Annotated in this window: 18 protein-coding genes; 13 read left to right on the forward strand and 5 right to left on the reverse strand. The window is 67.7% G+C overall.

Annotated elements, in window-relative coordinates:
• Nucleotides 1–67: 67 nt before the first annotated feature.
• Together D5301_RS15440 and D5301_RS15445 are read right to left on the reverse strand one after the other, a co-directional pair.
• The gene (locus tag D5301_RS15440) at nucleotides 68–1,675 is read right to left on the reverse strand and encodes an ATP-binding cassette domain-containing protein (protein WP_153856187.1); all 1,608 of its coding nucleotides are present in this window, start codon (nucleotides 1,673–1,675) and stop codon (nucleotides 68–70) included.
• A gap of 225 nt (nucleotides 1,676–1,900) precedes the next feature.
• Nucleotides 1,901–2,800 carry a LysR family transcriptional regulator gene (locus D5301_RS15445; RefSeq protein WP_110710904.1) on the reverse strand — a complete coding sequence of 300 codons (900 nt, stop codon included), beginning with the start codon at nucleotides 2,798–2,800 and terminating at the stop codon, nucleotides 1,901–1,903.
• A 228-nt stretch (nucleotides 2,801–3,028) separates the two neighbouring features.
• On the opposite strand from D5301_RS15445, the gene D5301_RS15450 reads away from it, so the two are divergent.
• The gene (locus D5301_RS15450; RefSeq protein ID WP_153856188.1) at nucleotides 3,029–4,207 is read left to right on the forward strand and encodes a serine hydrolase domain-containing protein; all 1,179 of its coding nucleotides are present in this window, start codon (nucleotides 3,029–3,031) and stop codon (nucleotides 4,205–4,207) included.
• A complete protein-coding gene (locus D5301_RS15455) occupies nucleotides 4,204–5,388 on the forward strand; it encodes an MFS transporter (RefSeq protein WP_153856189.1) in 1,185 nt (394 codons plus the stop codon). The genes D5301_RS15450 and D5301_RS15455 overlap by 4 nt, the downstream gene beginning before the upstream one ends.
• Before the next feature lie 471 nt (nucleotides 5,389–5,859).
• Here D5301_RS15455 and D5301_RS15460 read toward each other — a convergent pair whose 3' ends face one another.
• Nucleotides 5,860–7,476 carry an EAL domain-containing protein gene (locus D5301_RS15460; RefSeq protein ID WP_153856190.1) on the reverse strand — a complete coding sequence of 539 codons (1,617 nt, stop codon included), beginning with the start codon at nucleotides 7,474–7,476 and terminating at the stop codon, nucleotides 5,860–5,862.
• 229 nt (nucleotides 7,477–7,705) lie between these two features.
• On the opposite strand from D5301_RS15460, the gene cycA reads away from it, so the two are divergent.
• The gene (gene cycA, locus D5301_RS15465) at nucleotides 7,706–9,079 is read left to right on the forward strand and encodes a D-serine/D-alanine/glycine transporter (RefSeq protein ID WP_153856191.1); all 1,374 of its coding nucleotides are present in this window, start codon (nucleotides 7,706–7,708) and stop codon (nucleotides 9,077–9,079) included.
• A 280-nt stretch (nucleotides 9,080–9,359) separates the two neighbouring features.
• Nucleotides 9,360–10,136: a lytic transglycosylase domain-containing protein gene (locus D5301_RS15470; RefSeq protein ID WP_153856192.1), complete on the forward strand. Its 777-nt coding sequence runs from the start codon at nucleotides 9,360–9,362 to the stop codon at nucleotides 10,134–10,136.
• 42 nt (nucleotides 10,137–10,178) lie between these two features.
• Here D5301_RS15470 and D5301_RS15475 read toward each other — a convergent pair whose 3' ends face one another.
• Complete coding sequence (locus D5301_RS15475; protein ID WP_153856193.1) at nucleotides 10,179–11,699, reverse strand: tetratricopeptide repeat protein; 1,521 nt, start codon at nucleotides 11,697–11,699, stop codon at nucleotides 10,179–10,181.
• A 165-nt stretch (nucleotides 11,700–11,864) separates the two neighbouring features.
• Between D5301_RS15475 and D5301_RS15480 the strand changes: the two genes are divergently transcribed.
• Nucleotides 11,865–13,946, forward strand: coding sequence for a gluconolaconase (locus D5301_RS15480; protein ID WP_153856194.1), 2,082 nt, complete (start codon nucleotides 11,865–11,867; stop codon nucleotides 13,944–13,946).
• On the opposite strand, the gene D5301_RS15485 is transcribed toward D5301_RS15480, so the two are convergent.
• Nucleotides 13,924–14,331, reverse strand: a complete 408-nt coding sequence (locus D5301_RS15485; RefSeq protein ID WP_004153945.1) for a YciI family protein — start codon at nucleotides 14,329–14,331, stop codon at nucleotides 13,924–13,926. The genes D5301_RS15480 and D5301_RS15485 overlap by 23 nt on opposite strands.
• 707 nt (nucleotides 14,332–15,038) lie before the next feature.
• Here D5301_RS15485 and D5301_RS15490 point away from each other — a divergent pair.
• From D5301_RS15490 to D5301_RS15525, 8 genes are all read left to right on the forward strand, one after another.
• Entirely contained in the window at nucleotides 15,039–15,452 is a 414-nt protein-coding gene (locus D5301_RS15490; RefSeq protein ID WP_110710912.1) for a YciI family protein, read from the forward strand.
• A gap of 71 nt (nucleotides 15,453–15,523) precedes the next feature.
• Nucleotides 15,524–15,940 carry a VOC family protein gene (locus D5301_RS15495; RefSeq protein ID WP_153856195.1) on the forward strand — a complete coding sequence of 139 codons (417 nt, stop codon included), beginning with the start codon at nucleotides 15,524–15,526 and terminating at the stop codon, nucleotides 15,938–15,940.
• A gap of 40 nt (nucleotides 15,941–15,980) precedes the next feature.
• The gene (locus tag D5301_RS15500) at nucleotides 15,981–16,391 is read left to right on the forward strand and encodes a VOC family protein (RefSeq protein ID WP_110710914.1); all 411 of its coding nucleotides are present in this window, start codon (nucleotides 15,981–15,983) and stop codon (nucleotides 16,389–16,391) included.
• 23 nt (nucleotides 16,392–16,414) lie between these two features.
• Complete coding sequence (locus D5301_RS15505; RefSeq protein ID WP_153856196.1) at nucleotides 16,415–16,771, forward strand: DUF1428 domain-containing protein; 357 nt, start codon at nucleotides 16,415–16,417, stop codon at nucleotides 16,769–16,771.
• 45 nt (nucleotides 16,772–16,816) lie between these two features.
• On the forward strand, nucleotides 16,817–18,073 hold the full coding sequence (locus D5301_RS15510) for a sigma-70 family RNA polymerase sigma factor (RefSeq protein WP_153856197.1): 1,257 nt from the start codon (nucleotides 16,817–16,819) through the stop codon (nucleotides 18,071–18,073).
• Nucleotides 18,074–18,171: 98 nt separating this feature from the next.
• Nucleotides 18,172–19,821, forward strand: coding sequence for a M28 family metallopeptidase (locus tag D5301_RS15515; protein WP_153856198.1), 1,650 nt, complete (start codon nucleotides 18,172–18,174; stop codon nucleotides 19,819–19,821).
• A gap of 212 nt (nucleotides 19,822–20,033) precedes the next feature.
• A complete protein-coding gene (locus D5301_RS15520; protein WP_110710918.1) occupies nucleotides 20,034–21,293 on the forward strand; it encodes a histidine kinase in 1,260 nt (419 codons plus the stop codon).
• Nucleotides 21,283–22,053 (forward strand): LytTR family DNA-binding domain-containing protein, encoded by a 771-nt coding sequence (locus D5301_RS15525; RefSeq protein ID WP_110710919.1) that lies wholly within the window; start codon nucleotides 21,283–21,285, stop codon nucleotides 22,051–22,053. The genes D5301_RS15520 and D5301_RS15525 overlap by 11 nt, the downstream gene beginning before the upstream one ends.
• The last annotated feature ends 12 nt before the right edge of the window (nucleotides 22,054–22,065 follow it).

The raw sequence follows: 22,065 nt of genomic DNA on the forward strand, positions 1-22,065 counted from the left end.
GGATCCATGGGTTGCCGGCCAGCGGCCGGCACTACCCGCCATGCATCCATCCACGCATGGCGTGGATCTACAAGGCATCGCGCCACTGCCAGCCATTGGCGCCTACCTGTAACACCCGCGTCGGCTGCAACGCCTGCAGCAGATGCAGGTCGTGGCTGACCATCATCAGGGCACCCGGCCATGCCGCCAGCAGTTCTTCCAATGCCTGCAATGCGCTCAGGTCCAGTGCATTGCCAGGCTCGTCCAGCAGCAATAGCTGCGGCGCGGGATCGGCGTACAACACGCTGGCCAGTGCGCCTTTCACCCGTTCGCCATCGCTGAGGCTGCTGGCGGGGCGCTGGATGCGCTGTGCGTCCAGACCCAACAGGGCCAGGCGGGTGCGCAGCTCCCCGGGGTCGGCACTCGGGTTGGCGGCCTGCACGCTGTCGAGGATGCTGCATTCGCCGGACAGCCCCGGCAGCTGCTGGTCGAGCAGCGCCAGCGGTGCGTGACGCTGCACGGTCCCATCACGCGCGGACAATTGGCCTGCCAGCACCCGCAGCAGGGTCGACTTGCCGCTGCCGTTGTCACCCACCACGGCAATGCGCTGGCCGCGACGGACATCCAGCTGCAATGGAGCATCGCAGCCATGCGGCAGCACCAAGGCCTCGGCCTGCAGCAGGCGCGTGCTGCCACGTTCCCCCGCACCAGCAAACAGCGCCAGTTCCGGCGCGGTGTGAACCGCCGAGGCCGCTGCGCGCAGTTGCTCTGCGCTGGCCTGTAGGCGCTCGGCCTGTACCTGCTGTGCGCGACCGTGACTGGCTTCGGCGCGCTGCTTCTGCCGGCCGAGCAGGATCGGTGCCTGGTTGGCCTGCTTCGCATCGCGGTTGCCGCGTGCCTGGCGCTGCTGCTGGCGTTCGTGCTGTTCGCGCGCGCTGCGTTGCTGTTGCCGGTGCTGGGCGCGCGCATGGTCGAGCTGCGTGGCAGCCGCGTCACGTTCGGCGGTCCGCGTGTCGGCGTAGTGCTGCCACGGTCCACCATAGCGACGCAGTCCGCGCGCATCGAGCTCGACGATCTGCTGCATGTGCCCCAGCAGTTCGCGATCATGACTGATCGCCAGCAGGCCACCGCGCCACTGCTGCAATTGCTCGTACAGCTGTTGGCGATGGCGTGCGTCGAGGTGGTTGCTGGGTTCGTCCAGGATCAACCAATCAGCACCGCTGGCCCAGGCGCCGGACAAGGCGACCTGCATCGCTTGGCCGCCGCTGAGGCGCGCGGCCGGCTGGGCGGGATCGAGGTCGTCGGGAAGCTGCAGTGCCCGCCATTGCTGCTGCAGGCGTTCGCGCAGATCCCAGCGGTCGCCGACGCAGGCGAAGTCGGTCTCGTCCACGCTGCCGGCTTCGATGCGTTGCAGCGCGGCCAGTTCCGCGCCGACGCCGGCCAGTTCACCGACCGTGCCGGCGGGTGGATAACCGGGCGTCGGCAACAGGAACACGCGGCCACTGCCGCGAACCTGGCCGTTGTCGGGCAGCAACCGGCCGGCCAGCAGGCGTGCGAGCACGCTCTTGCCGGCGCCGTTGGCACCGACCAGGCCGGTAGCGACCGGTTCGAAGGAAAACGTCAGATCGGAAAACAGCGGACGGCCGTCGGCCAATCGATACGACACGCGATCGAGCGTGAGGGAATGCGGGGTCATGCGACCTCCATGGATGCCGGGTTCTCCCCTGCGCGCAGGGGCGGGAAGAGTCAGGCCGTCTGGTGGGAAGACGGCGGCATCAATGGCGCATTGGTCGCGAGCCTCTGGGAGGGATGAGCGGCCAGTATAGCGGGGCTGGCTGAATGGTTTGATGGCGCGACTCTACAAAGGCATCCACGCATGGCGTGGATCTACTGTGGGCCGGGCATGGTGTGGATCGATGGCCTAGGGCACGGTTTCCAGGCGTGCGCTGACGAAGTCGATGAACACGCGCAGTTTCGGCAGCACGTGGCGGCCCGAGGGCCACAGCAGGTGGAAGATGCCGCAGGAATGCACGTGCTCGTCCAGCACGGTGACCAGGCGGCCATCGGCCAGTGCATCGCGTACCGAGTGCACTGGCACGAAGGCCAGGCCGATGTCACGCAGGGCCAATGCCACGCGCGCTTCGATGGTGTTGGCCACCATGTGCACCGGCAGCTCCTGCGGGGTTTCGTCATCGGGCCAGTGGATCGGCCATAGCTCCAGCTTGCCGGTGCTGGGGAAGCGATAGTGCAGCAGCGTGTGCTGCATCAGTTCGGCCGGCGTGCGGGGAATGCCGCGCCGCTGCAGGTAGGCCGGCGAGGCGACGATGCGGCGTGGGAAGACCCCCAGGCGCCTGGCGTTCATGCGTGAGTCGCTGGGTTCGCCGACGCGCAGCACGGCATCGAAACCTTCCTCGATGACATCGACCAGGCGATCGCAGAAATCGAGGTCGAGACGGATGTCCGGGTACGCGGCCATGAACTCGGCCATCAGCGGCAGGGTGAGATCACCCACCAGCGGCAGGCTGATGCGCAGCGTGCCACTCGGTGCGGCATGCGGTTGCGCCAGCTCGGTGCGTGCGGCATCGCGTTCGTCGAGGATGCGCCGGCAGCGTGCCAGGAACAGCTGGCCCTCGGCGGTGAGGGTGATGCTGCGTGTGCTGCGATGGAACAGTCGCACGCCCAGCGCGTGCTCCAGCCGCGCGACGCATTTGCCAGCGGCCGAGGCGGAGATGCCCTGCAGGCGCCCGGTCTCGACGAAGCTGCGGGTATCTGCGGCGTGCACGAAGGTCTGCAGATTGGCGAGGTTGTCGAGGACTGACATGGGTATGCGGGCAATGAAAGCGGCAGGGTAGGTCGGCGCGGCTGTAGCGGATGGCTCCGCCATCGCAACACTGTGGTGCGGGGTGGCGTGGGGACCGTTGCGGCCTTGCAGTTCCGGCCATCATGCCGATTGCGGACTGCACGGTCCATGATGCCCGGAGCGGCAACCGGCTTTTTGCGTGCTGGCGTGCTGCCTAACGTGGCGGGCCTCTCCCCACGGATCACCGCGATGAACGCTGCCCTTTCCCTTGAACCCACGCCGACCCTGCCGTCGGTGCAGCGGCTGCTGCAGCAGGTCCACCCGCAGCGCCTGGTCGGTGCGGTGGTGCTGGTACGCGAGTACGGTGTGCTGCGTCATGCCAGCGCCAGCGGCCTGGCCGATCGCGAGTCGGCCACGCCGATGCGGCGCGACCAGCTGTTCCGGCTGGCATCGGTAAGCAAGCCGCTGCTGACCACGGTGATCCTGCGCCTGGTGGCCGAGGGCGTGCTCGACCTCGACGCGCCGGTGCAGCGCTGGCTGCCGGATTTCCGCCCGGCCCTGGCCGATGGCAGCACGCCAGCGATCAGCCTGCGCCAACTGCTCAGCCACAGCAGCGGGCTGGGCTACCGTTTTCTGGAAGCCGACGCCGACGGCCCGTATGCGCGCGCCGGTGTCAGTGACGGCATGGATGCCAATCCCGTGAGCCTGGCGGACAACGTGCAGCGTGTTGCCCAGGCACCGCTGATGTTCGCCCCCGGCAGCCAATGGATGTACTCGTTGGGCGTTGACGTAGCCGGTGCGGTGGCCGAAGCCGCGACCGGTGAAACGCTGCAGGCGTTGTTCGCACGCCTGTTGGCCACGCCGCTGGGCCTGCGCGATACCGCGTTTGCCATCGACGATGCTGCGCGGCTGGCCACGCCCTATGTCACCGACATGCCGCAGCCGCATCGCCTGCAGGAGGGCGAGGTGGTCGCGCCGTTCGAGGGAACGGTGGGTATCGACTACAGTCCCGCGCGTGCCACCGACGCCAGCCGTTTTGCTTCTGCGGGTGCGGGCCTGGTCGGCACGGCCGATGAGGTGATGACCGTGCTGGAAGCACTGCGCGACGTGCAGGCATCGGGCCTGTTGCCGGTCGCGCTTGCTGCGCAGATGGCCACCCCGCAGGTGGGCGAGCAGGGGCCGCCGGAACCGGCCGGCTGGGGCTTCGGCCTGGGTTTTGCGGTGCTGCGCGATGCGGCTGCCAGTGGCACCCCGCAGCGCGAAGGCACGTGGCGCTGGGGAGGTGCCTATGGCCACAGCTGGTTCGTCGACCCGTCGCGCGGGCTGAGCGTGGTGGCACTGACCAATACCCTGTACGAAGGCATGGATGGTGCCTTCGTCGACGAACTGCGTGATGCGGTCTATGCCGATCTGGAGGCCGTGCGATGAGCGGCCATGCCATCGATGCGGCCAGCCCGGCCGGTGAGGCCACGCGCCTGCCGTGGGCAGGCCTGCTGGCGCTGGCCGGCGGCGGCTTCATCACCCTGCTGACCGAGACCCTGCCGGCCGGTGTGCTGCGGCCGATGGGTGAAAGTCTCGGCGTGAGCGACGCCGCGGTGGGCCAGCTGGTCAGCGTGTATGCGCTGGGTTCGGTGATGGCCGCGTTGCCGATGACCGCGCTGACCCAGCGCCTGTCACGACGCCCGTTGCTGCTCGCTGCGATCGCTGGCTTCGTGGTGGTCAATACGTTGACCGCACTGAGCAGCAGCTATCCGCTGATTCTTGCCGCGCGCTTCCTGGCGGGCGTGAGTGGTGGCCTGCTGTGGTCGCTGGTGGCGGGGTACGCAGCACGCATGGTAGTGCCCTCGCTGCAGGGCAGGGCGATTGCAGTAGCGATGGTCGGTTCGCCGCTGGCGTTGTCGCTGGGCGTGCCGGCCGGTACGTTGCTGGGCCAGCAGATCGGCTGGCGCTGGGCGTTTGCGCTGATGAGCGTGCTGGGCGTGGGCCTGCTGGCGTACGCGCGCTGGGCACTGCCGGCGCTGCCAGCAGCCGGTGCCGGTCAACGTACGTCGCTGGGTACGGTCTGGCGCATGCCCGGCGTGCGCAGCGCGCTGCTGGTGATGGTGTTGTACGTGCTGGCGCACAACGTGCTCTACACCTACATCGAACCGTTGGCGGTGGAGGCGGGTGCCGGCCCGTGGCTGGACCGCCTGCTGCTGGCCTTCGGCGTGGCGGCGATTGCCGGTATCGGTATTGCCGGCTGGGGCGTGGACCGTCATCTGCGCACGCTGGTGTGGGCGGCCGTGATCGGTTTCGTCCTGCCGGTGCTGACCCTGCTGCTGTGGCCAGGACAGGCCACACCGCTGCTGCTGGCGACGATCCTGTGGGGCGTGGCCTTCGGGTCGGTCGCGACCCTGTTCCAGACCGCGCTCGCACGCCGAGCCGGTGCCGCCGCAGACCTGGCGCAGTCGATGCTGGTGACCGGCTGGAACCTGGCCATTGCCGCCGGTGGCGTAGCGGGCGGTGTGCTGCTGCAGGCCAGCGGCCCGAGCTACCTGGGCTGGCTGCCGTTGCTGCTGCTGGCGGTGACCGTGGCCTGGCTGCTGGCACGGCCGAAAGCCTGGGCGTAGGCGCAGACCCGACGTTACCGAGGTGCCGGCCAGCGGCCGGCACTACCGTGGTCCACGCCATCCACGCATGGCGTGGATCTGCCGAGCGCAGCGACCCGCGTTTGCTTTTGCTTTTGCTTTCTTCTGTTGATTCCGTGGTGGGACGCCGCCGCAATGTGTCCGTGGCCGGGTGGGTGGGTTGCGCAGGGGCGTGAGCCNTCCACGCCATCCACGCATGGCGTGGATCTGCCGAGCGCAGCGACCCGCGTTTGCTTTTGCTTTTGCTTTCTTCTGTTGATTCCGTGGTGGGACGCCGCCGCAATGTGTCCGTGGCCGGGTGGGTGGGTTGCGCAGGGGCGTGAGCCGCATGGATGCGGCGACCGAGCTTACATGGACGTACTTGCAGCGCCCCCTGCGCGACCCATCCACCCGGCCCCAACTGATGGATCCACTGGGCGCGACCCACCACGAGGGGCTCTGCCGTTGGCCGTCCTACTCGATCCCCTCACGCTCGATCGGCACGCTGCGCGGATTCTGCATGTGCTCCCGCGCCGCACCGTATCGCTGCTGCCGCTTGTGGTGGAACGCCACGAACTCATCACGGGGCAGCGGCCGCGAAAACAGCCAGCCCTGCCCGAACTCCACGTGCCGGCTGTGCAGGTAGGCCAGCTGCGCCTCGGTCTCCACGCCCTCGGCGACCACCCACAGGCCCAGTTCCTTGGCCATGTCGATGATGTGCGGGGTCACCGGGCTGGTCGCGCTCTCGGTGCCGATCGCATCGATGAACGATTTGTCGATCTTCAGCGCATCCAGCGGCAGCTGTTCCAGGTACTGCAGGCTGGAGAAGCCCACGCCGAAATCGTCGATGGCCACGCTGTGACCGGCACGGCGTGCCTGCGCCAGCATCGTGCGGGCGCGGTCCAGGTCGAGGAAGCCGCGCTCGGTGGCCTCCATCCAGATCTGCTGCGGCAGGATGCCGCTGCCGGCCATGTGCTTGGAGATCATCTTCAAGGCACGGCCGCTGCTGATGTCCTCGGCGGCAAGGTTGATCGCGATGTGCGCACTGCGGTCGGCCACCAGCAGTTCGCGCATGTCGCGCACCACGTTCTCGATCACCAGGTCGGTCACTGCCGCGATCATGCCGGCCTCTTCGGCCAGTGGAATGAACAGGTCCGGCCGCACCTGGGTACCGTCCGGACGCTGCCAGCGGATCAGGGCCTCGGCGCCAACGCAGATGCCGGTGTCCAGTTCGATGATCGGCTGGTAATGCAGGTACAGCTCGCGGCGACGGATGGCGGTGGCCAGCTCGCCACGCAGCGACAGGCGCCGCCGCGACAGCCAGATCACCAGGCCGGCGCCGGCGGCCGCCAGCAGGAGGCCCAGCGGCACGAACAGCCAGGCCTGCTGGCGGAAGGTGGCGGCCAGCGCAGTGCGTGGCGTGGTGGCGATCGCCAGCCATTCCTCGTTGCGGGCGGTGGCGTAGAGCGTGTTCTGGTCCAGCCCTTCGCCGGGATTGCGCAGCAGGGCCTCCAGCAGTGCCGGGTCCATGCCGTCCTGCTTGGCCAGCAGGCGCCCATCCGGGCTGGCCAGCGCCAGGCGCACATGCGGATCCACGATGACATCGACGAAGCGGCGCGGATCGACCAGCACGTCGTAGGAACCGTACAGGATCGACAGTACCTGGCGACGGCCGCTGGCTTCGGGACGCACGTCCACCGCAATGCCGGCGCCGTCACTGGTCACGTGGTCGGCCTTGGGCTGGTTCACATCGGAGCGGAACGGGCCCCACGAGGTGCAGCGCAGCTTGCCGCCTTCGAAGTAACCCATCTGGTCGGCCGACGGCGTGGTCATCACCAGCGTCTGCATGCGCCGGATGTGTTCGTCGTCGCAGCCCGAGGTGGTGCTGGCCTCGGCCGATTTCAGCGCAGCCAGCGCCTCGTGGTAGGACAGGTCGGAACGGCGCAGGGTGCGCAGGGCGATGTCGTGCAGCCGTTGCTGTTCGACACTGATCGTGCGGTCCCAGGTGGCGTAGGCCATCACCGCGATCGGCAGCGCCGCCGCCAGCAGCGCCAGTGCGGTGCCGCCGATGATCACGCGCAGCCGGCTCATGGCCGGAGCTCCAGCGGGGCGGGCAGGGCAGGAGGCATGGGCGGGGCCGGTCCTTGGGCAGATGCGGCTATCTGAGCATGGCGCCGGGCCGGGTGGAATGGGACGAATCAGGTATTGGGTCACATTGTGATGAAAGCGGCCAGGTTTGACGTGATCGGGCCGTCCGGCGCTGGCGCTCCAGGCCGTAGAGGACTACCGTCGGACGCTTCGCCCGCCCTTTCCCGCGCCCATGACCGAGCCCGCAACGCCTCCCGAGCACCTGCGCCGCAGCCTGTCCAACCGCCACCTGCAGCTGATCGCCATCGGCGGTGCCATCGGTACCGGCCTGTTCATGGGGTCGGGCAAGACCATCAGCCTGGCGGGCCCGTCCATCGTCTTCGTCTACCTGATCATCGGCGCGATGTTGTTCTTCGTGATGCGCGCGATGGGCGAGCTGTTGCTGTCCAACCTGCAGTACAAGTCGTTCATCGATTTCTCCACCGACCTGCTCGGCCCCTGGGCCGGCTTCTTCTGCGGGTGGACGTACTGGTTCTGCTGGATCGTCACCGCCATTGCCGATGTGATCGCGATCGCCGCCTACGCGCAGTTCTGGTTCCCCGGGCTGGACGCATGGATACCGGCATTGGCCTGCGTACTGTTGTTGCTGGCGCTGAACCTGGTGACGGTGAAGCTGTTCGGTGAAATGGAATTCTGGTTCGCGCTGATCAAGATCGTGGCGATCTGTGCGCTGATCATCACCGGTGCCGGGCTGGTGGCGTGGGGCTTCACTTCGCCCAGCGGCCACACCGCATCGCTGTCGAACCTGTGGAATGACGGTGGCATGTTCCCGATGGGGCTGGTCGGCTTCTTCGCGGGTTTCCAGATTGCGGTGTTCGCCTTCGTCGGCATCGAGCTGGTCGGCACCACGGCCGCCGAAACTGCTGATCCGGAACGCAACCTGCCGAAGGCGATCAACTCGATCCCGGTGCGCATCATCATCTTCTACGTGCTGGCGCTGATCGCGATCATGGCCGTCACTCCATGGCGCCAGGTGGTGCCGGACAAGAGCCCGTTTGTGCAGCTGTTCGTGCTGGCCGGCATTCCTGCCGCCGCAAGCCTGATCAACTTCGTGGTGCTGACCTCGGCCACGTCCTCGGCCAACAGCGGCATCTTCTCCACCAGCCGCATGCTTTATGGCCTGGCCGAAGAGGGCCACGCACCGCGCGGGCTGTCGCGCCTGTCGCGCGCGGCAGTGCCGGCCCGTGGCCTGTTGTTCTCCTGCCTGTGCCTGCTGGGCGGCACCCTGCTGATCTACCTGATCCCGAACCTGGTGACCGCCTTCACCCTGGTGACGACGCTGGCCACCGTGCTCTTCATCTTCGTCTGGTCGTTGATCCTGGTGGCCTACATGGTCTATCGCCGCCGCTACCCGGAACGCCATGCGGCATCGATCTTCAAGATGCCCGGCGGCGTCGCCATGTGCTGGGCCTGCCTGGTGTTCTTCGTCGGCGTGCTGGTGCTGCTGAGCCTGCAGGGCGACACCCGCCAGGCGTTGATCGCCAGCCCGGTGTGGTTCGTGCTGCTGGGCGTGGGGTATTGGGTGCGGCGGAGGACCGCGAAGTAACCCGGCGTCTTCGTTCCATTGATTGATCCAGAGATCTTTCTGGAGTGGGGTCAGAGCCCGTTGCTCAGCAACGGGATCCGACCCCGGCAGGTCGCGGGACATTGTCGAAGGCGGGGTGGGTCCGGTTGCGGGAGTGTCCGCTTCCTCGCAGGAAATCGGTCGTTGCCGTTGCTGTTGAGGTTGCCGGCCAGCGGCCGGCACTACCGCGGGTGCAGGGCGCAGCCCTGCCGGCCCCCCATTCACCCAGCATTAGCGGGCGTGGCCGGATGATCCGCCCGCCATGTCCCGCCACCCCTTCCTGCTCGCGCTGTTGCTGCTGCCCAGCCTGTGGCCCGGGTTGGCTGCAGCGCGCACCGTCTATCGCTGCGTGCAGGGCAACACCGTCAGCCTGGCCACCGCACCGGAGCCGGGCTCGCGCTGTACCGCGAAGGAGATCGACGACAACGCCATCCAGACCCCGAACCTGTGGGGCAACATGGGTGTTTTCAGTGGCGTGCTGTACGAACGCGAGCAGGACGGTGTGCTGGTCTACTCCACCCGCAACCTGCCCGGCTCGCGGGTGTTCCTGAAGTTCACCGTGGCCACGCCGCCGGGTGAGCCTGCCCACGAAGGCCTGGGCAAGGTGGGCAAGCCGCAGCTGGCGCAGCATGCCAAACAGTTCAAGGCCGCCGCCAAGGCCACCGGCGTGGATGATGCGTGGCTGCGCGCGATCGCCCATGCCGAAAGCAACTTCGATGCGCTGGCGGTGTCCAGCAAAGGCGCACAGGGCGTGATGCAGTTGATGCCGGACACCGCGCAGGAGTACGGGGTGAATGATCCGTTCTCGCCGCAGCAGTCGATCGATGGCGGCGCCCGCTACATGCGCGCGTTGCTGCGTCGCTACAACGGTGATCGGCCGCTGGCAGCGGCCGCCTACAACGCCGGCATCGGCGCGGTCACCCGCTACAAGGGCGTGCCGCCCTATGCCGAAACCCTGGCCTACGTGGACAAGGTGATGGCCCTGTACGCACGCTATCGCGAGGCGATGGGCATCCGTACCGAGGTGCCGGCGCGCTAGGCGGGTGGTGCTGCACGCACGTGGTTCTACATGGGAGCTTGCTCAGCGCGAGGTGGAGGTGCTGACCAGTTCGTAGCGTTCGATGCGGCCCAGGCGGGCAACCTCGGCCTGCACGTCGGCGCGCTGCTTCAGCGCACGCCAGGCCGCATCGATCTTCACGTCACCGGGCAGCGACGGATAGGTGCGCATGTCCTGCAGGCTGGCCAGCGTTTCACCGCGTTCAACGGGTGAGCGCAACTGTTCGATCAGCACGGCAGCTGCGCCGTCGAGATTGCCCTCGTCCAGCAGCATCTCGCGCTGGAACAGGCGCGCGTCATCGCCCTGGGCCAGGATCGCTGCACGCGCGGCCTGTTCGGCCTTGGCATCGCCACGTTCACGGGCGGCAACGAACTGCAGCAGTGCCTGGGCCGCCTTGCCGTAACCGGCCAGGCCCGGCATGTCATTCACTGCCGTGGCGGCATCCTGCATGCGGCCCAGCGAACTGAACACGAAGCCGACGTTGAACTGGTGCTCGGCACCATCGGGGCCCAGTGCACCGATGCGTGCGGCCAGCTTGGCTGCCGCCAGCGCATCCTCGTTGCGGCCCAGCCGGCGCAGCGCCGTGAGCCGGCTGTTGAGCAGCCATGCCACCCATTCGGCTTCTGCCGCCGAAGGCGCCTCGCCCTCGGCGGCCGCAGCGGCCATGCCATCGGTCAGCGCCAGCACTTCCTCGTTGCGGTCCAGCATCAGCAGCGTGCTGCTGAACTCGGCCATGCGCGCGTCCAGCGCCCGGTCGAGCAGGCCGGAAACCCGCAGTTCGTCGAGGTGCTTCTGTGCAGCCTGCACGGGATCAAAGCGCGGGTTGGCGCGGTCGACATAGGGATCGAAGCGCTTGTCACTGCGCAGCCGGATGATTTCGGCGGGCGCGGAGATGCGGGCCAGGGTCGCGGGGATGGCCTCGCCACGGCCGTTATCGGCCTGCAGCGTGGCCAGTGCCAGCCACAGTCCGGTGGGTTCCAGGCCGCCGCTCTTCCAGCCGTTGTCGAACAGTGCCTGCAGCAGTTCCATGCGTTGCTGCGGCTGGTCCCGCAGGCGGAACTGCAGGTAGTTGATCGCGTGGTGGTCCACCGGCAGCGGCGCGTCGGCATGCGTCAGTGCCTGCACCAGAAGCCTGGTGGCGGGAGCGGGCTTGTTCTCGGACAGCTCCAGCGACATCAGGGTCAGCAGGATCTGCGCATCGTCCGGCAGCGCTTCCTGCGCGCGCTGCAGGTAGCGACGGGCCTGGTCCGGCTTCTTCTGCACCATCGCGGTCCAGCCGGCCACCTGCGCGGCGCGGCCGCGATGTTCAGCATCGAAGTCATCCAGCATCGGATCTTCCATCAGCCGTTCCATCGCCATCAGTGCGCCCAGCGTGTTGCCACTGCGCGACTGTTGGATCGCCTCATCCCATCGCGTGGCATAGGCCTGGTGCATCGCATCGGCGGTGACGGACGGCTTCTGTGGCACCACCGAGATCGAGGCGGAGGCCTGCGTGCTGGCCAGTGCAGCCACCAGCAGGGCGGCGAGGGGGAAGACGCGGGGCATGGAGGATCTCCATCCGTGGGAAGAGCATTGAACCCGCTGTGGCCAACGAGAACAAGCGCGACGCATGGAACTCTGGTATCCGGCAGTACGATTGGCCGTGGCGGATCGCGTCTCCAGCGTCTATTGTCGGTGCCTCTTCAAGCAGCAGGCAGGCAGCGCAGCACGATGGCACGGTGGCAATGGATGGCGGCAGGCGTGGCGTTGGCAACGGCGGTGGCATTGGCCGCCACCTGGTGGGAGGCCCCGCTGCACACCCTGGCTGAACCGGCAGGCCCGGCGCCCACGCCGCTGGCCTGGACCGCGCAGATCGAACCGCTGGCCGGTGATGGCCACCCGGGTGACCGTGACGGCGCGTCCGCGCAGACCCGTTTCGCCGACCCGTACGCGTTGCTGCGCAGTGCCGATGGCAGCGTCTATTTCACCGATGCCGGTGACAACAACCGGATCCGTCGCCGCCTGCCCGATGGCCGCGTTGAAACCGTGGCCGGGCAGGGCGAGGGGCGCATCGATGGCCCGGCGCTGCAGGCCAGCTTCAATACGCCCTCGGGGATTGCCGCCGATGCACAGGGCAACCTGTACGTGGCCGACACCGGCAACCATGCGATCCGCCGCATTGGCACTGATGGCCAGGTGACCACGTTGGCCGGTGGCGAACAGGGCTACGCCGATGGCCCTGCCACGCAGGCGCGGTTCGATGCGCCGATGGGCATCGCGGTGGACGCGCAGGGCCAGGTCTACGTGGCCGATACGTTCAACGATCGCATCCGGGTAATTGGCACCGATGGCAATGTGCGCACCCTGGCCGGCGGCGAGCGCCCGGGTCTGGCCGATGGTCTGGCGGGCGATGCACGCTTCGATACCCCGGTGGCGCTGGCCTTCGATGCGCACGGCGCGCTGCTGGTGGCCGACCTGTTCAACAACGCGGTGCGTCGGGTCGGTGCCGATGGCACGGTCAGCACGCTGCTGGGCGATGGCGGCGTGATCAATGGGCCGCTGTCGCTGGCCACCACGCACGACGGCGTGCTGTACGTGGGTGACCTTGATGGCCGCGTCGTGCAGGTGACACCGCAGGGCCACCAGATCGCGCTGGTGGGCAACGGCCGCCTGCCACGCCTGGCCCGCCCGAGTGGGCTGGCGATGGATGCCGACGGCAGCGTGCTGGTCGCCGATTCCGCCAGCTATCGCCTGCACCGCCTGCGCCCGCTGCCGGTGGGTGACCTGCCGGCACCGGCGCTGGTCGGGCCCGCTGCCGATGCAGCGTTGCCGGACACCGGTGGGCGCTGGCCATTGGCACCGCAGGACGGCTGGCATGAAGTGGTCGGCACGCTGGGCGAGGTGCGCGGCAACTTCAAGGGCGAGAGCCGCCACCACCTGCACGGCGGTTTCGATGTGCGCGGTGATGTCGGCCAGACCGTGTTGGCGATCGCCGATGGCAAGATCAGCAGCCCGGTAGCGGCGTGGAGCCTGGGTGGGCAGGCCGAGGGCCTTGCCGTGGACCGCCTCAAGTACATCCACATGCGGGTCGGCCGCACCCCGCGCGACCAGCCGTTCGATGCGCGCTGGCAGGCGCTGTACGACGAGCAGGGCAAGCTGGAACGTATGCGCGTGCGTCGTGGCATGCGCATCCACGTCGGTGATCGCCTGGGCAGCATCAACAACCAGGCGCACGTGCATCTGGCCGTAGGGACCGGCGGCTTCGAAACCAACGCGGTGGCGCTGGGCTTCCACAACTACGCCGACCACTTCGCGCCACGCATCACCGATGTGGCCCTGCTGGACGACAACGACCAGCCGATGACCGCAGGCAGCGACGGCGTGGTGATGGTGGCGCGGCAGGGCCGCGGCGTGCAGATCGTGGTCGAGGCCTGGGACCAGGTCGACAACAACCTGCCGCGTCGCAGGCTGGGCATGTACCAGGTGGGCTACCAGATCCTTGATGCTGCCGGGCAGCCGCTGCAGGGCTACGAACAGCCACGCTGGAACATCGTGTTCAACCGCATGCCGCCGCAGAACGAAGCGGTGCGCGTGGCCTACGCGCCGGACAGCGGCATCACCGTGCATGGCAGCGCGGTGACCCGTTTCCGCTACCTGGCCACCAACACCGTGCGGGACGGCCTGATGGAAACCGGGCGCTGGCAGCCGGCGGCATTGCCACCGGGCGAGTACACCGTGCGCGCCAGCGTGCGCGACTACAGCGGCAACGAAGGCGTGGGTCCGCGCGAGATCAGGGTACGGCTGCTGCCATAGCCGCAGCCGGGGCGCCGCAGCGTTCGCGCTCGGCGTCCATGTCTTCCAGCGGCCGCACCTCGATGCTGCCGAAGCGTGCCCACGGGAAATCGCGGGCGATGCGCATGGCTTCGTCGCGGTCGCGGGCGACGATCAGGTTGAAGCCGGCCAGCAGTTCGCGGGTTTCGGCGAACGGGCCATCCAGTACACGGCTGTGGCCATCGCGCACGCGCAGGGTCTGCGCGGTGTCGACCGGCTGCAGCTTCTGCGCGGCCAGCAACGTGCCTTCCGCCTGGAGTTTGTCGGCGTGGGCGAGGCAGTCGCGCATCAGCGCGTTGAATTCTTCGGTGGGCAAGGCCTGCAGCAGGGCAGGCTCGATGTAGATCAGAAGCAGGTACTGCTGCATGGCACGGTCCTGGCGGGGGCGGGGTGTCCATGATGGCGCAGGTTTGCCTGCCAGCATGCTGCAGCGCGAAAGGCCGCCTGCGGCGGGTGATCGGCGAACGGCGGAGCCCCTCCGTGGTGGGGCTACAGCGTGATTCTTGGGCTTGGCCGGGTGGGTAGGCGGGTCGGGGGACGCCGTGAACCCGTCCATGGGGGCTTGGCCGCGGCATCCATGCCGCGGACACCCCCGCCCCGCCTACCCACCCGGCCCTGGACAGGTTCCTGCGGCGCCCACCACGGAAAATCACAAACAAGAGCAAAAGCGGGTCGCTTCGCTCGCAAAGCCGAGGCCGCCAGCCAACCGCTGTTGTTGTTGCCTTTGCTTCTGCCTTTTCTCTTGATCTTCCCGTGGTGGCTCGGCTACCGGAATCTGTCTGGGGCCGGGCGGGTGGGGTTGGCGGGGTATCCGCGGCATGGATGCCGCGGCTAAGCCCCCAAGGATGGGTTCACGGCGTCCCCGCCAATCCCACCCGCCCGGACCATCCACAGGAAACCAGCTTTCAGCGACCAACCCAACCCCACCACGGAGGGGCTCCGCCGTTCGCCGACCCCGCCGAAGGCGCGCTTTCCACGGAAGAAATAATTTTCGGAGGACGTGTCGATTCCCAGCCCCCTGGTTCGTTGTACCCAGTGAAGGGCACGCACCACGCGTCCCCACGGGAGACCGCAATGAAAGTGATGGTGATCGTGAAGGCCAACGCCGACTCCGAAGCCGGCCGCATGCCCAGCGAACAGGAATTGTCCGAAATGGGCGCCTTCAACGAACAACTCGTGGCCGCCGGCATCATGCTGGCCGGTGAAGGCCTGCATGCCACCCAGCGCGGACGTCGCATTCATTTCGGCAGTGGCGCGCCCAAGGTCGAGGCCGGTCCGTTTGGCCCCGCCAGCGAACAGATCGCCGGTTTCTGGTTGTGGGACGTGCGCTCGCTGGACGAGGCGGTCGAATGGGCCAGCCGTGCGCCCTTCGGCAGTGGCGGCACGCTGGAGCTGCGCCCCTTGATCTCCGCTGAAGACTTCGGTGAGGCCTTCACCCCCGAATTACAGCAGCAGGAACAGCGTCTGCGTGCACAGCTGGAAGGCTGACCCGTTCCCTGCTTCACATCCGCCGGGCGTGCCCGGTGTCACCCCCCTGCAACACTCAACGGAGTAGTGCGATGAGACTGATTCCCTTCCTTGGCTTCAGCGGCCAGGCCCACGACGCGATGGCGTTCTATGCCAAGGCACTCGGTGGCCAGGTCACCTCGGAAATGAAGTACCGCGACATGCCGCCGTCCGATGGCATGCCCGGCTGCAACGAGACGCCGGCGCAGACCCTGGACCATGTCGCACACAGCCAGCTGGAGATCGGCAGCGCCATCCTGATGGCGGCCGACGGTCCGGGCGGTGGTGAGGGGGGCTCGACCACCATCAATGTCGACGTCGACAGCATCGAAGAAGCCGAACGCGTGTTCGCGGCGCTGGCCGAAGGTGGCCAGGTGCAGATGCCGATCGCCGAAACGTTCTGGGCGCACCGCTGGGGCATGCTGATCGACCGCTACGGCAAGCCGTGGATGGTCAACTGCATGAAGTAGCCCTGATCCCTCTTTCTTCCATCCACAAGGAGCTTCACCGATGAGTGCACCGCAACCGCAGATGATCTTCGTCAACCTGCCCGTGCAGGATCTGAATGCCTCCAAGGCCTTCTTCGCCGCGCTGGGCTACAGCTTCAATCCGACCTTCACCAACGATGATGCGGCCTGCATGGTGATCAGCGAGAGCATCTACGTGATGCTGTTGACCCAGCCGTTCTTCAGGCAGTTCACCAACAAGTCGATCGCCGACGCACATCAGCAGACCGAAGTGATCACCTGCCTGTCAGCCGACAGTCGCAAGGCGGTGGATGTGATGGTGGACAAGGCGCTCGCGGCGGGCGCCAGCGAGCCGCAGCCGGCGCGTGACTATGGCTTCATGTACCAGCGCGGCTTCCAGGACCTGGACGGCCATCTCTGGGAAATCGCACACATGGACGGCGAGCCGGGCTGACGGTCGCCGCAGGGAGACACCTCATGGCTTACGTGGATGCTTACGTGCTGCCGTGCCCGCAGGACAAGGTGGCGGCTTACCGCCGCCTTGCCCGCAAGGCCGGCGCGGTGCGGAAGGACCATGGCGCGCTGCAGTACATGGAGTGCGTGGCCGACGACGTGGAGCCGGGCAAGAGCACATCGTTCCCGCGCGCGGTCAAGGCAAAACCGGGCGAAACGGTGATCGTCGCCTTCGTGGTGTTCCGTTCGCGCGCGGCGCGCGACCGTATCAACGCGAAAGTGATGGCGGACCCACGGCTGGCGTCGCTGGGCCCGAAGGACATGCCGTTCGACACCAAGCGCATGTTCTGGGGCGGCTTCAGGCCCATTGTCGAAGCGTGAGCCACGACGCTTGTGCGGGCCACGCGTGCGTGCTGTGATCGGCGCATGCTTGATCCCGCACTGACGCAGCGTCTGGAAACCCTCTGGCGGATGGAGTCGCCGGTGTTGATCGCGCGCCTGGCGCGGCTGCTCGGTGGCGATGTCGGCCGTGCCGAGGAGCTGGCCCAGGACACCTGGCTGGCCGCGCTGGAGCGCTGGCCGGAGCAGGGCATCCCGGACAATCCCGGAGCCTGGCTGATGACCACCGCGCGCAACCGTGCCATCGATGTGCTGCGCCAGCACCAGCGGGTGGCGCAGCAGCATGCGCAATGGGGCGAGGAACTGCATCCGGCCCCCCTGCCGGCGCCGGATGACAGCCAGGCGCTGGAGGATGACCTGGGTGACGACCTGCTGCGGCTGATGTTCGTGGCCTGCCATCCGGTATTGCCGGCCGACGCGCGGGTGGCATTGACCCTGCGCCTGCTCGGTGGCCTGACCACCACCGAGATCGCCCGTGGTTTCCTGCAACCCGAGCCCACCATTGCCCAGCGCATCGTACGTGCCAAGCGCACGCTGGCGCAGAAGCAGGTACCCTATGAAGTGCCGCGCGCGGAGGCGATGCCCGAACGGCTGGCCTCGGTGCTGGAGGCGATCTACCTGGTGTTCAACGAAGGCTATGCGGCCAGCGCCGGCGATGACTGGATGCGCCCGGCGTTGTGCGAGGAGGCGCTGCGGCTGGCGCGCATCCTGGCGCACCGGCTGCCGGTGCCACCGGTACTGGGCCTGCTGGCGCTGATGGAACTGCAGGCATCGCGTGTGGCGGCGCGGACCGATGCGGAGGGTGCACCGGTGCTGCTGGACCAGCAGAACCGGGCGCGCTGGGACTGGCTGCAGATCGAGCGCGGGCAGCAGGTGCTGGCACGTGCGTTGGCCGCCGGTGGTGGCGATGATCCTTATGTGCTGCAGGCTCGCATCGCAGCCTGCCATGCGGCCGCACGCCGCGCTGAAGCGACTGACTGGCTACGCATTGCCACGCTCTATACGCAGCTGCTGCAGGTGCAGCCGTCACCGGTGGTTGCATTGAACCGGGTGGTGGCGGTGCTGCGCAGCGAAGGTGCCTTCGCGGCATGGGCGCAGCTGCAGCCGTTGCTGGACGATGCGCGACTGCGCGATTACGCACCGTTGCAGGTGGTGCGTGGTGAGCTGCTGCAGCAGCTGGGTCGCCTTGAGGATGCCCGCGGTGCATTTGCCGCCGCCGCCGCGCTGACCGGCAACACGCGCGAACGCGAGCACCTGCTGTCCCGCGCGCAAGCACCAGGATGACCATCGGGGTCAGATCCCTCTCCCGTCGGGAGAGGGATCTGACCCCGTCTTTCCGAATCCCTTTACACTCCAGTAGGATTTCCCTGCTGGAGAGAGCAATGAAACGAGTGGTACTGGGCGTGCTGGCCCTGTCGGTGTCGAGCGCACTGATGGCGGCCACCCCGAAATTCGATGGCGCGCGGATCTCCGCCGACGTCAAGGAACTGGCCTCCGATGCCTACGAAGGCCGTTCGCCGGCCACCGCTGGTGAAGAGAAGACCATCGCCTATCTCAGCAAGCAGTTCGCCGACGCCGGCCTGCAGCCGGGCGGTGACCTCAAGGATGGCAAGCGCCTGTGGACCCAGGCCGTGCCGCTGCGCAAGGGTGACATCGTCGGCGCACCGCAGCTGGCGCTGCACCAGGGCGGCAAGACCGTTGCGCTGGAGCAGGGCAAGCAGATCGCCGTGCGCGCCGCCATGAACGGCGCCAGCAACGTCGACATCAGCAAGGCCCCACTGGTGTTCCTCGGCTACGGCGTGAAGGCGCCGGAGCGCAACTGGGACGACTTCAAGGGCGTGGACCTGAAGGGCAAGATCGCCGTGGTGCTGATCAACGACCCGGACTTCGAGACCGGCCAGGGTGATTTCGACGGCAAGGGCATGACCTACTACGGCCGTTGGACCTACAAGTACGAAGAAGGCGCCCGCCAGGGTGCGCTGGGCGTGCTGATCGTGCACGAGACCGCGCCGGCGTCGTATGGCTGGGCCACCGTGGCCGGTTCCAACACCAACACCATGTTCGACGTGGTGCGCGACAACCCGGCGGAAAGCCATCCGCTGCTGGAAGGCTGGATCCAGCGTGACCTGGCGGTGGAGCTGTTCCGCTCGGCCGGACAGGACTTCGAGGCGCTGAAGAAGAAGGCGCAGCAGCGTGACTTCACCCCGGTGCCGCTGACCGGCGCCAGCCTGGACGCGAAGTACGCGGTGAAGACCGAAGTGATCACCTCGCACAACGTGGCCGCACGCCTGGAGGGCAGCAGCCACCCGGACGAGACGATCATCTACAGCGCGCACTGGGACCACATCGGCGTGGGTGAACCGGACGCACGTGGCGACCGCATCTTCAACGGCGCACTGGACAACGCCAGCGGTACCGCCTCGCTGATCGAGCTGGCCCGTGGCTTTGCCAAGCAGAAGCGCCCGCAGCGCTCGGTGCTGTTCCTGGCGGTCACCGCCGAGGAGAAGGGCCTGCTGGGTTCGGAGTACTACGCTACCCATCCGCTGTATCCGCTGGAAAAGACCGTGGCGGTGATCAACATGGACGGCATGGCGCCGTTCGGCCCGTCGCGCGATTTCGGCATCTACGGTGCCGCGCGCTTCGAGCTGCTGGACCAGCTGAAGGACGTGGCCAAGGGCTGGGACATCCGCTACACGCCGGACCCGAAGCCGGAAGCGGGCCTGTTCTTCCGCTCCGACCACTTCCCGTTCGCCAAGCGCGGCGTGCCGGCGCTGTCGTGGTCGGCCGGCCAGGACTGGGTGGACGGTGGCGTGGCCGCAGGCAAGAAGGCCTCCGAGGACTACACCGCCAAGCGCTACCACCAGCAGGGCGACGAATGGCAGCCGGACTGGGTGTTCGCCGGTGCCGCCCGCGACCTGGAAGTGCTGTACACGCTGGGCAACCAGCTGGCCAACTCGCGCAGCTGGCCGAACTGGAGCAAGGACGAATCGTTCCGCGCTGTGCGTGACGCCAGCGCCGACCAGCGCAAGTAAGGGAATGCGCCGGGTTCGCCCGGCGCCTCCCGGGTAGTGCCGGCCGCTGGCCGGCAACCCTGTGATGCATGCGGAGATAGTGGGGAGCCGGCCAGCGGCCGGCACTACCAGATGGGCTTCCATCCCCGCTTTCCGGCCCTTCGTCGCAGCCCGCTTGCTTGCCCGGTGGGCCGCCCTATGCTCGGCTCACCCCCTTCCTCCAAGGCGCCGCCGTGTTCGCCAGCCTCTCTCTCCTGATCCGTCACCTGCTGGCCTGGGCCGCCGCGCTGGTTGTCGCCGGCATGGTCTGGAGCGGCATCTTCAGCGGCATGAACGATGGCCCGGGCTGGGTCTTCGGCCTGCTGGCGATGTTCCTGATGATCTCCGCGCTGGGCAGCGCGATCACCCATGTACGACGGGTCTGGCTGGTCGCCGGCCGGCTGGATTCGACCACGCTGTCCGGGCGCCAGCGCCGCCAGGTGGAGCTGCCGATGGATGCCGGCCAGGCTTACGCCGTGGTGGAAGCGGCGATCGCTGAACTGCCGCGCGTCGAAGACGTGGAGAGTTCGGCCGGCAGCCTGCAGGTGCGCGCTTACGTTCGCCGGGTCGATCTCTGGAATGGCCGCCAGCCGTCGCGCTGGAACCTGCCGGCGCGATTGGCGATCAAGCGCAACAGCGTGCTGGCCACGGTCACGCCGGGGCAGGGCACCAGCACGGTCACCCTGCTGTTCGAACCGGATGCCGGCTGGTGGGCCGACCTGCTGGCGCTGGACGAAGGCAGCAACTTCGAGAACGCCGAAGCGGTTACCCGCGCGATCAGCCGACGTGTTGCCGACCAGCGCCGCGACGAGCAGGCCGCGGCCGAACAGACCCAGGTAGAGAAGGAGCTGTCGGTGGCGCGCTTGAGCCTGCTGCATGCGCAGGTGGAACCGCACTTCCTCTACAACACGCTGGCCAATGCGCAGGTGCTGACCCGCACCGACCCGGCGCGCGCCGAGCAGATGCTGGGCCATCTGATCCAGTACCTGCGCAGCTCGCTGCCGCAGGTGGATGAATCGGTGTCCACATTGGGCGTGGAGCTGGAACGTACCCGCGCCTATCTGGAGATCCTGCGCATCCGCATGGGCGCGCGGTTGGCGGTGGAGGTGCAGGTGCCGAACGATCTGCACGGCGTGCACCTGCCGGCGATGGCGCTGCAGACGCTGGTGGAAAACGCGATCAAGCATGGCCTGGAACCGAAGCCCGGCGGCGGCACGATCTGGATCCTGGCGCGTGGCTTCGATGACCATGTGACGGTGACGGTGGCCGACGATGGCCTCGGCTTCGGCCAGGGCACCAGTGGCACCGGCATCGGCCTGAAAAACCTGCGCGAGCGCCTGCGCCTGACCTGCGGCGAGCAGGCCGGTGTGGCGATCGTCGCCAACTTCCCCAGCGGCGTGGCCGCGACCATGACCCTGCCGCAGTCGAACAAGGAGCGCAGCCATGCCGCTTGAAGCGCTGATCGCTGAGGATGAGGAACTGCTGCGGCAATCACTGGTGCAACAGCTGGGCCGGCTGTGGCCGGAACTGAAGCTGGTAGCCGAGTGCGAGGATGGTGCCAGTGCGCTGGAACAACTGGCGGAGAAGCAGCCGGACATTGCCTTCCTCGATATCCGCATGCCCGGCATCAGCGGCATCGAAGTGGCGCGTTCGCTGTCCGAGCTGAGCCCGCGCACCCAGGTGGTGTTCGTGACCGCCTACGACCAGTACGCCATCGACGCGTTCGAGCAGGGAGCGATGGACTACCTGCTGAAGCCGGTCAGCGACGAGCGCCTGCTGGCCACGCGCGAACGCATCCTCTCGCGGCTGCCATCAACGCGCCAGGACGATGCCGTACTCGAACGCCTGCTGCAGCGGTTGGGCCCATCGCAGGGCGCTGCCGAGCGCCCGCCCTTGGCCTGGATCACCGCCAGCAACGGCCGCGAGACGCAGCTGATCATGCTGGAGGACGTGGCCTACTTCCGCGCCGACAACAAGTACACCACCGTGGTGACCGCGGCCGGTGAGAGCCTGTTGCGCACCCCGTTGCGCGAGCTGCTGGAAGTGCTCGATCCGCAGCACTTCCGCCAGATCCATCGTTCGACCATCGTCAACATGAAGGCGGTGGCGGCGGTCAGCCGCGACGATACCGGCCGCGGCGTGCTTCGCCTGCGGGGGCGTGCCGAGACCCTGGTGGTCAGCCAACCGTTCATGAGCCTGTTCCGCGGCATGTAGCCGCACCCTGGA

Origin of the sequence: Stenotrophomonas sp. MH181796 (assembly GCF_009659995.1) — a bacterium.
Taxonomy (GTDB): Bacteria; Pseudomonadota; Gammaproteobacteria; order Xanthomonadales; family Xanthomonadaceae; genus Stenotrophomonas; species Stenotrophomonas riyadhensis.

What these genes read in the sequence shown, in the direction of transcription:
- D5301_RS15440 (WP_153856187.1), bottom strand. Translation starts at nt 1,675, where the DNA reads ATGACCCCGCATTCCCTCACGCTCGATCGCGTGTCGTATCGATTGGCC.
- D5301_RS15445 (WP_110710904.1), bottom strand. Translation starts at nt 2,800, where the DNA reads ATGTCAGTCCTCGACAACCTCGCCAATCTGCAGACCTTCGTGCACGCC.
- D5301_RS15450 (WP_153856188.1), top strand. Translation starts at nt 3,029, where the DNA reads ATGAACGCTGCCCTTTCCCTTGAACCCACGCCGACCCTGCCGTCGGTG.
- D5301_RS15455 (WP_153856189.1), top strand. Translation starts at nt 4,204, where the DNA reads ATGAGCGGCCATGCCATCGATGCGGCCAGCCCGGCCGGTGAGGCCACG.
- D5301_RS15460 (WP_153856190.1), bottom strand. Translation starts at nt 7,476, where the DNA reads ATGAGCCGGCTGCGCGTGATCATCGGCGGCACCGCACTGGCGCTGCTG.
- cycA (WP_153856191.1), top strand. Translation starts at nt 7,706, where the DNA reads ATGACCGAGCCCGCAACGCCTCCCGAGCACCTGCGCCGCAGCCTGTCC.
- D5301_RS15470 (WP_153856192.1), top strand. Translation starts at nt 9,360, where the DNA reads ATGTCCCGCCACCCCTTCCTGCTCGCGCTGTTGCTGCTGCCCAGCCTG.
- D5301_RS15475 (WP_153856193.1), bottom strand. Translation starts at nt 11,699, where the DNA reads ATGCCCCGCGTCTTCCCCCTCGCCGCCCTGCTGGTGGCTGCACTGGCC.
- D5301_RS15480 (WP_153856194.1), top strand. Translation starts at nt 11,865, where the DNA reads ATGGCACGGTGGCAATGGATGGCGGCAGGCGTGGCGTTGGCAACGGCG.
- D5301_RS15485 (WP_004153945.1), bottom strand. Translation starts at nt 14,331, where the DNA reads ATGCAGCAGTACCTGCTTCTGATCTACATCGAGCCTGCCCTGCTGCAG.
- D5301_RS15490 (WP_110710912.1), top strand. Translation starts at nt 15,039, where the DNA reads ATGAAAGTGATGGTGATCGTGAAGGCCAACGCCGACTCCGAAGCCGGC.
- D5301_RS15495 (WP_153856195.1), top strand. Translation starts at nt 15,524, where the DNA reads ATGAGACTGATTCCCTTCCTTGGCTTCAGCGGCCAGGCCCACGACGCG.
- D5301_RS15500 (WP_110710914.1), top strand. Translation starts at nt 15,981, where the DNA reads ATGAGTGCACCGCAACCGCAGATGATCTTCGTCAACCTGCCCGTGCAG.
- D5301_RS15505 (WP_153856196.1), top strand. Translation starts at nt 16,415, where the DNA reads ATGGCTTACGTGGATGCTTACGTGCTGCCGTGCCCGCAGGACAAGGTG.
- D5301_RS15510 (WP_153856197.1), top strand. Translation starts at nt 16,817, where the DNA reads ATGCTTGATCCCGCACTGACGCAGCGTCTGGAAACCCTCTGGCGGATG.
- D5301_RS15515 (WP_153856198.1), top strand. Translation starts at nt 18,172, where the DNA reads ATGAAACGAGTGGTACTGGGCGTGCTGGCCCTGTCGGTGTCGAGCGCA.
- D5301_RS15525 (WP_110710919.1), top strand. Translation starts at nt 21,283, where the DNA reads ATGCCGCTTGAAGCGCTGATCGCTGAGGATGAGGAACTGCTGCGGCAA.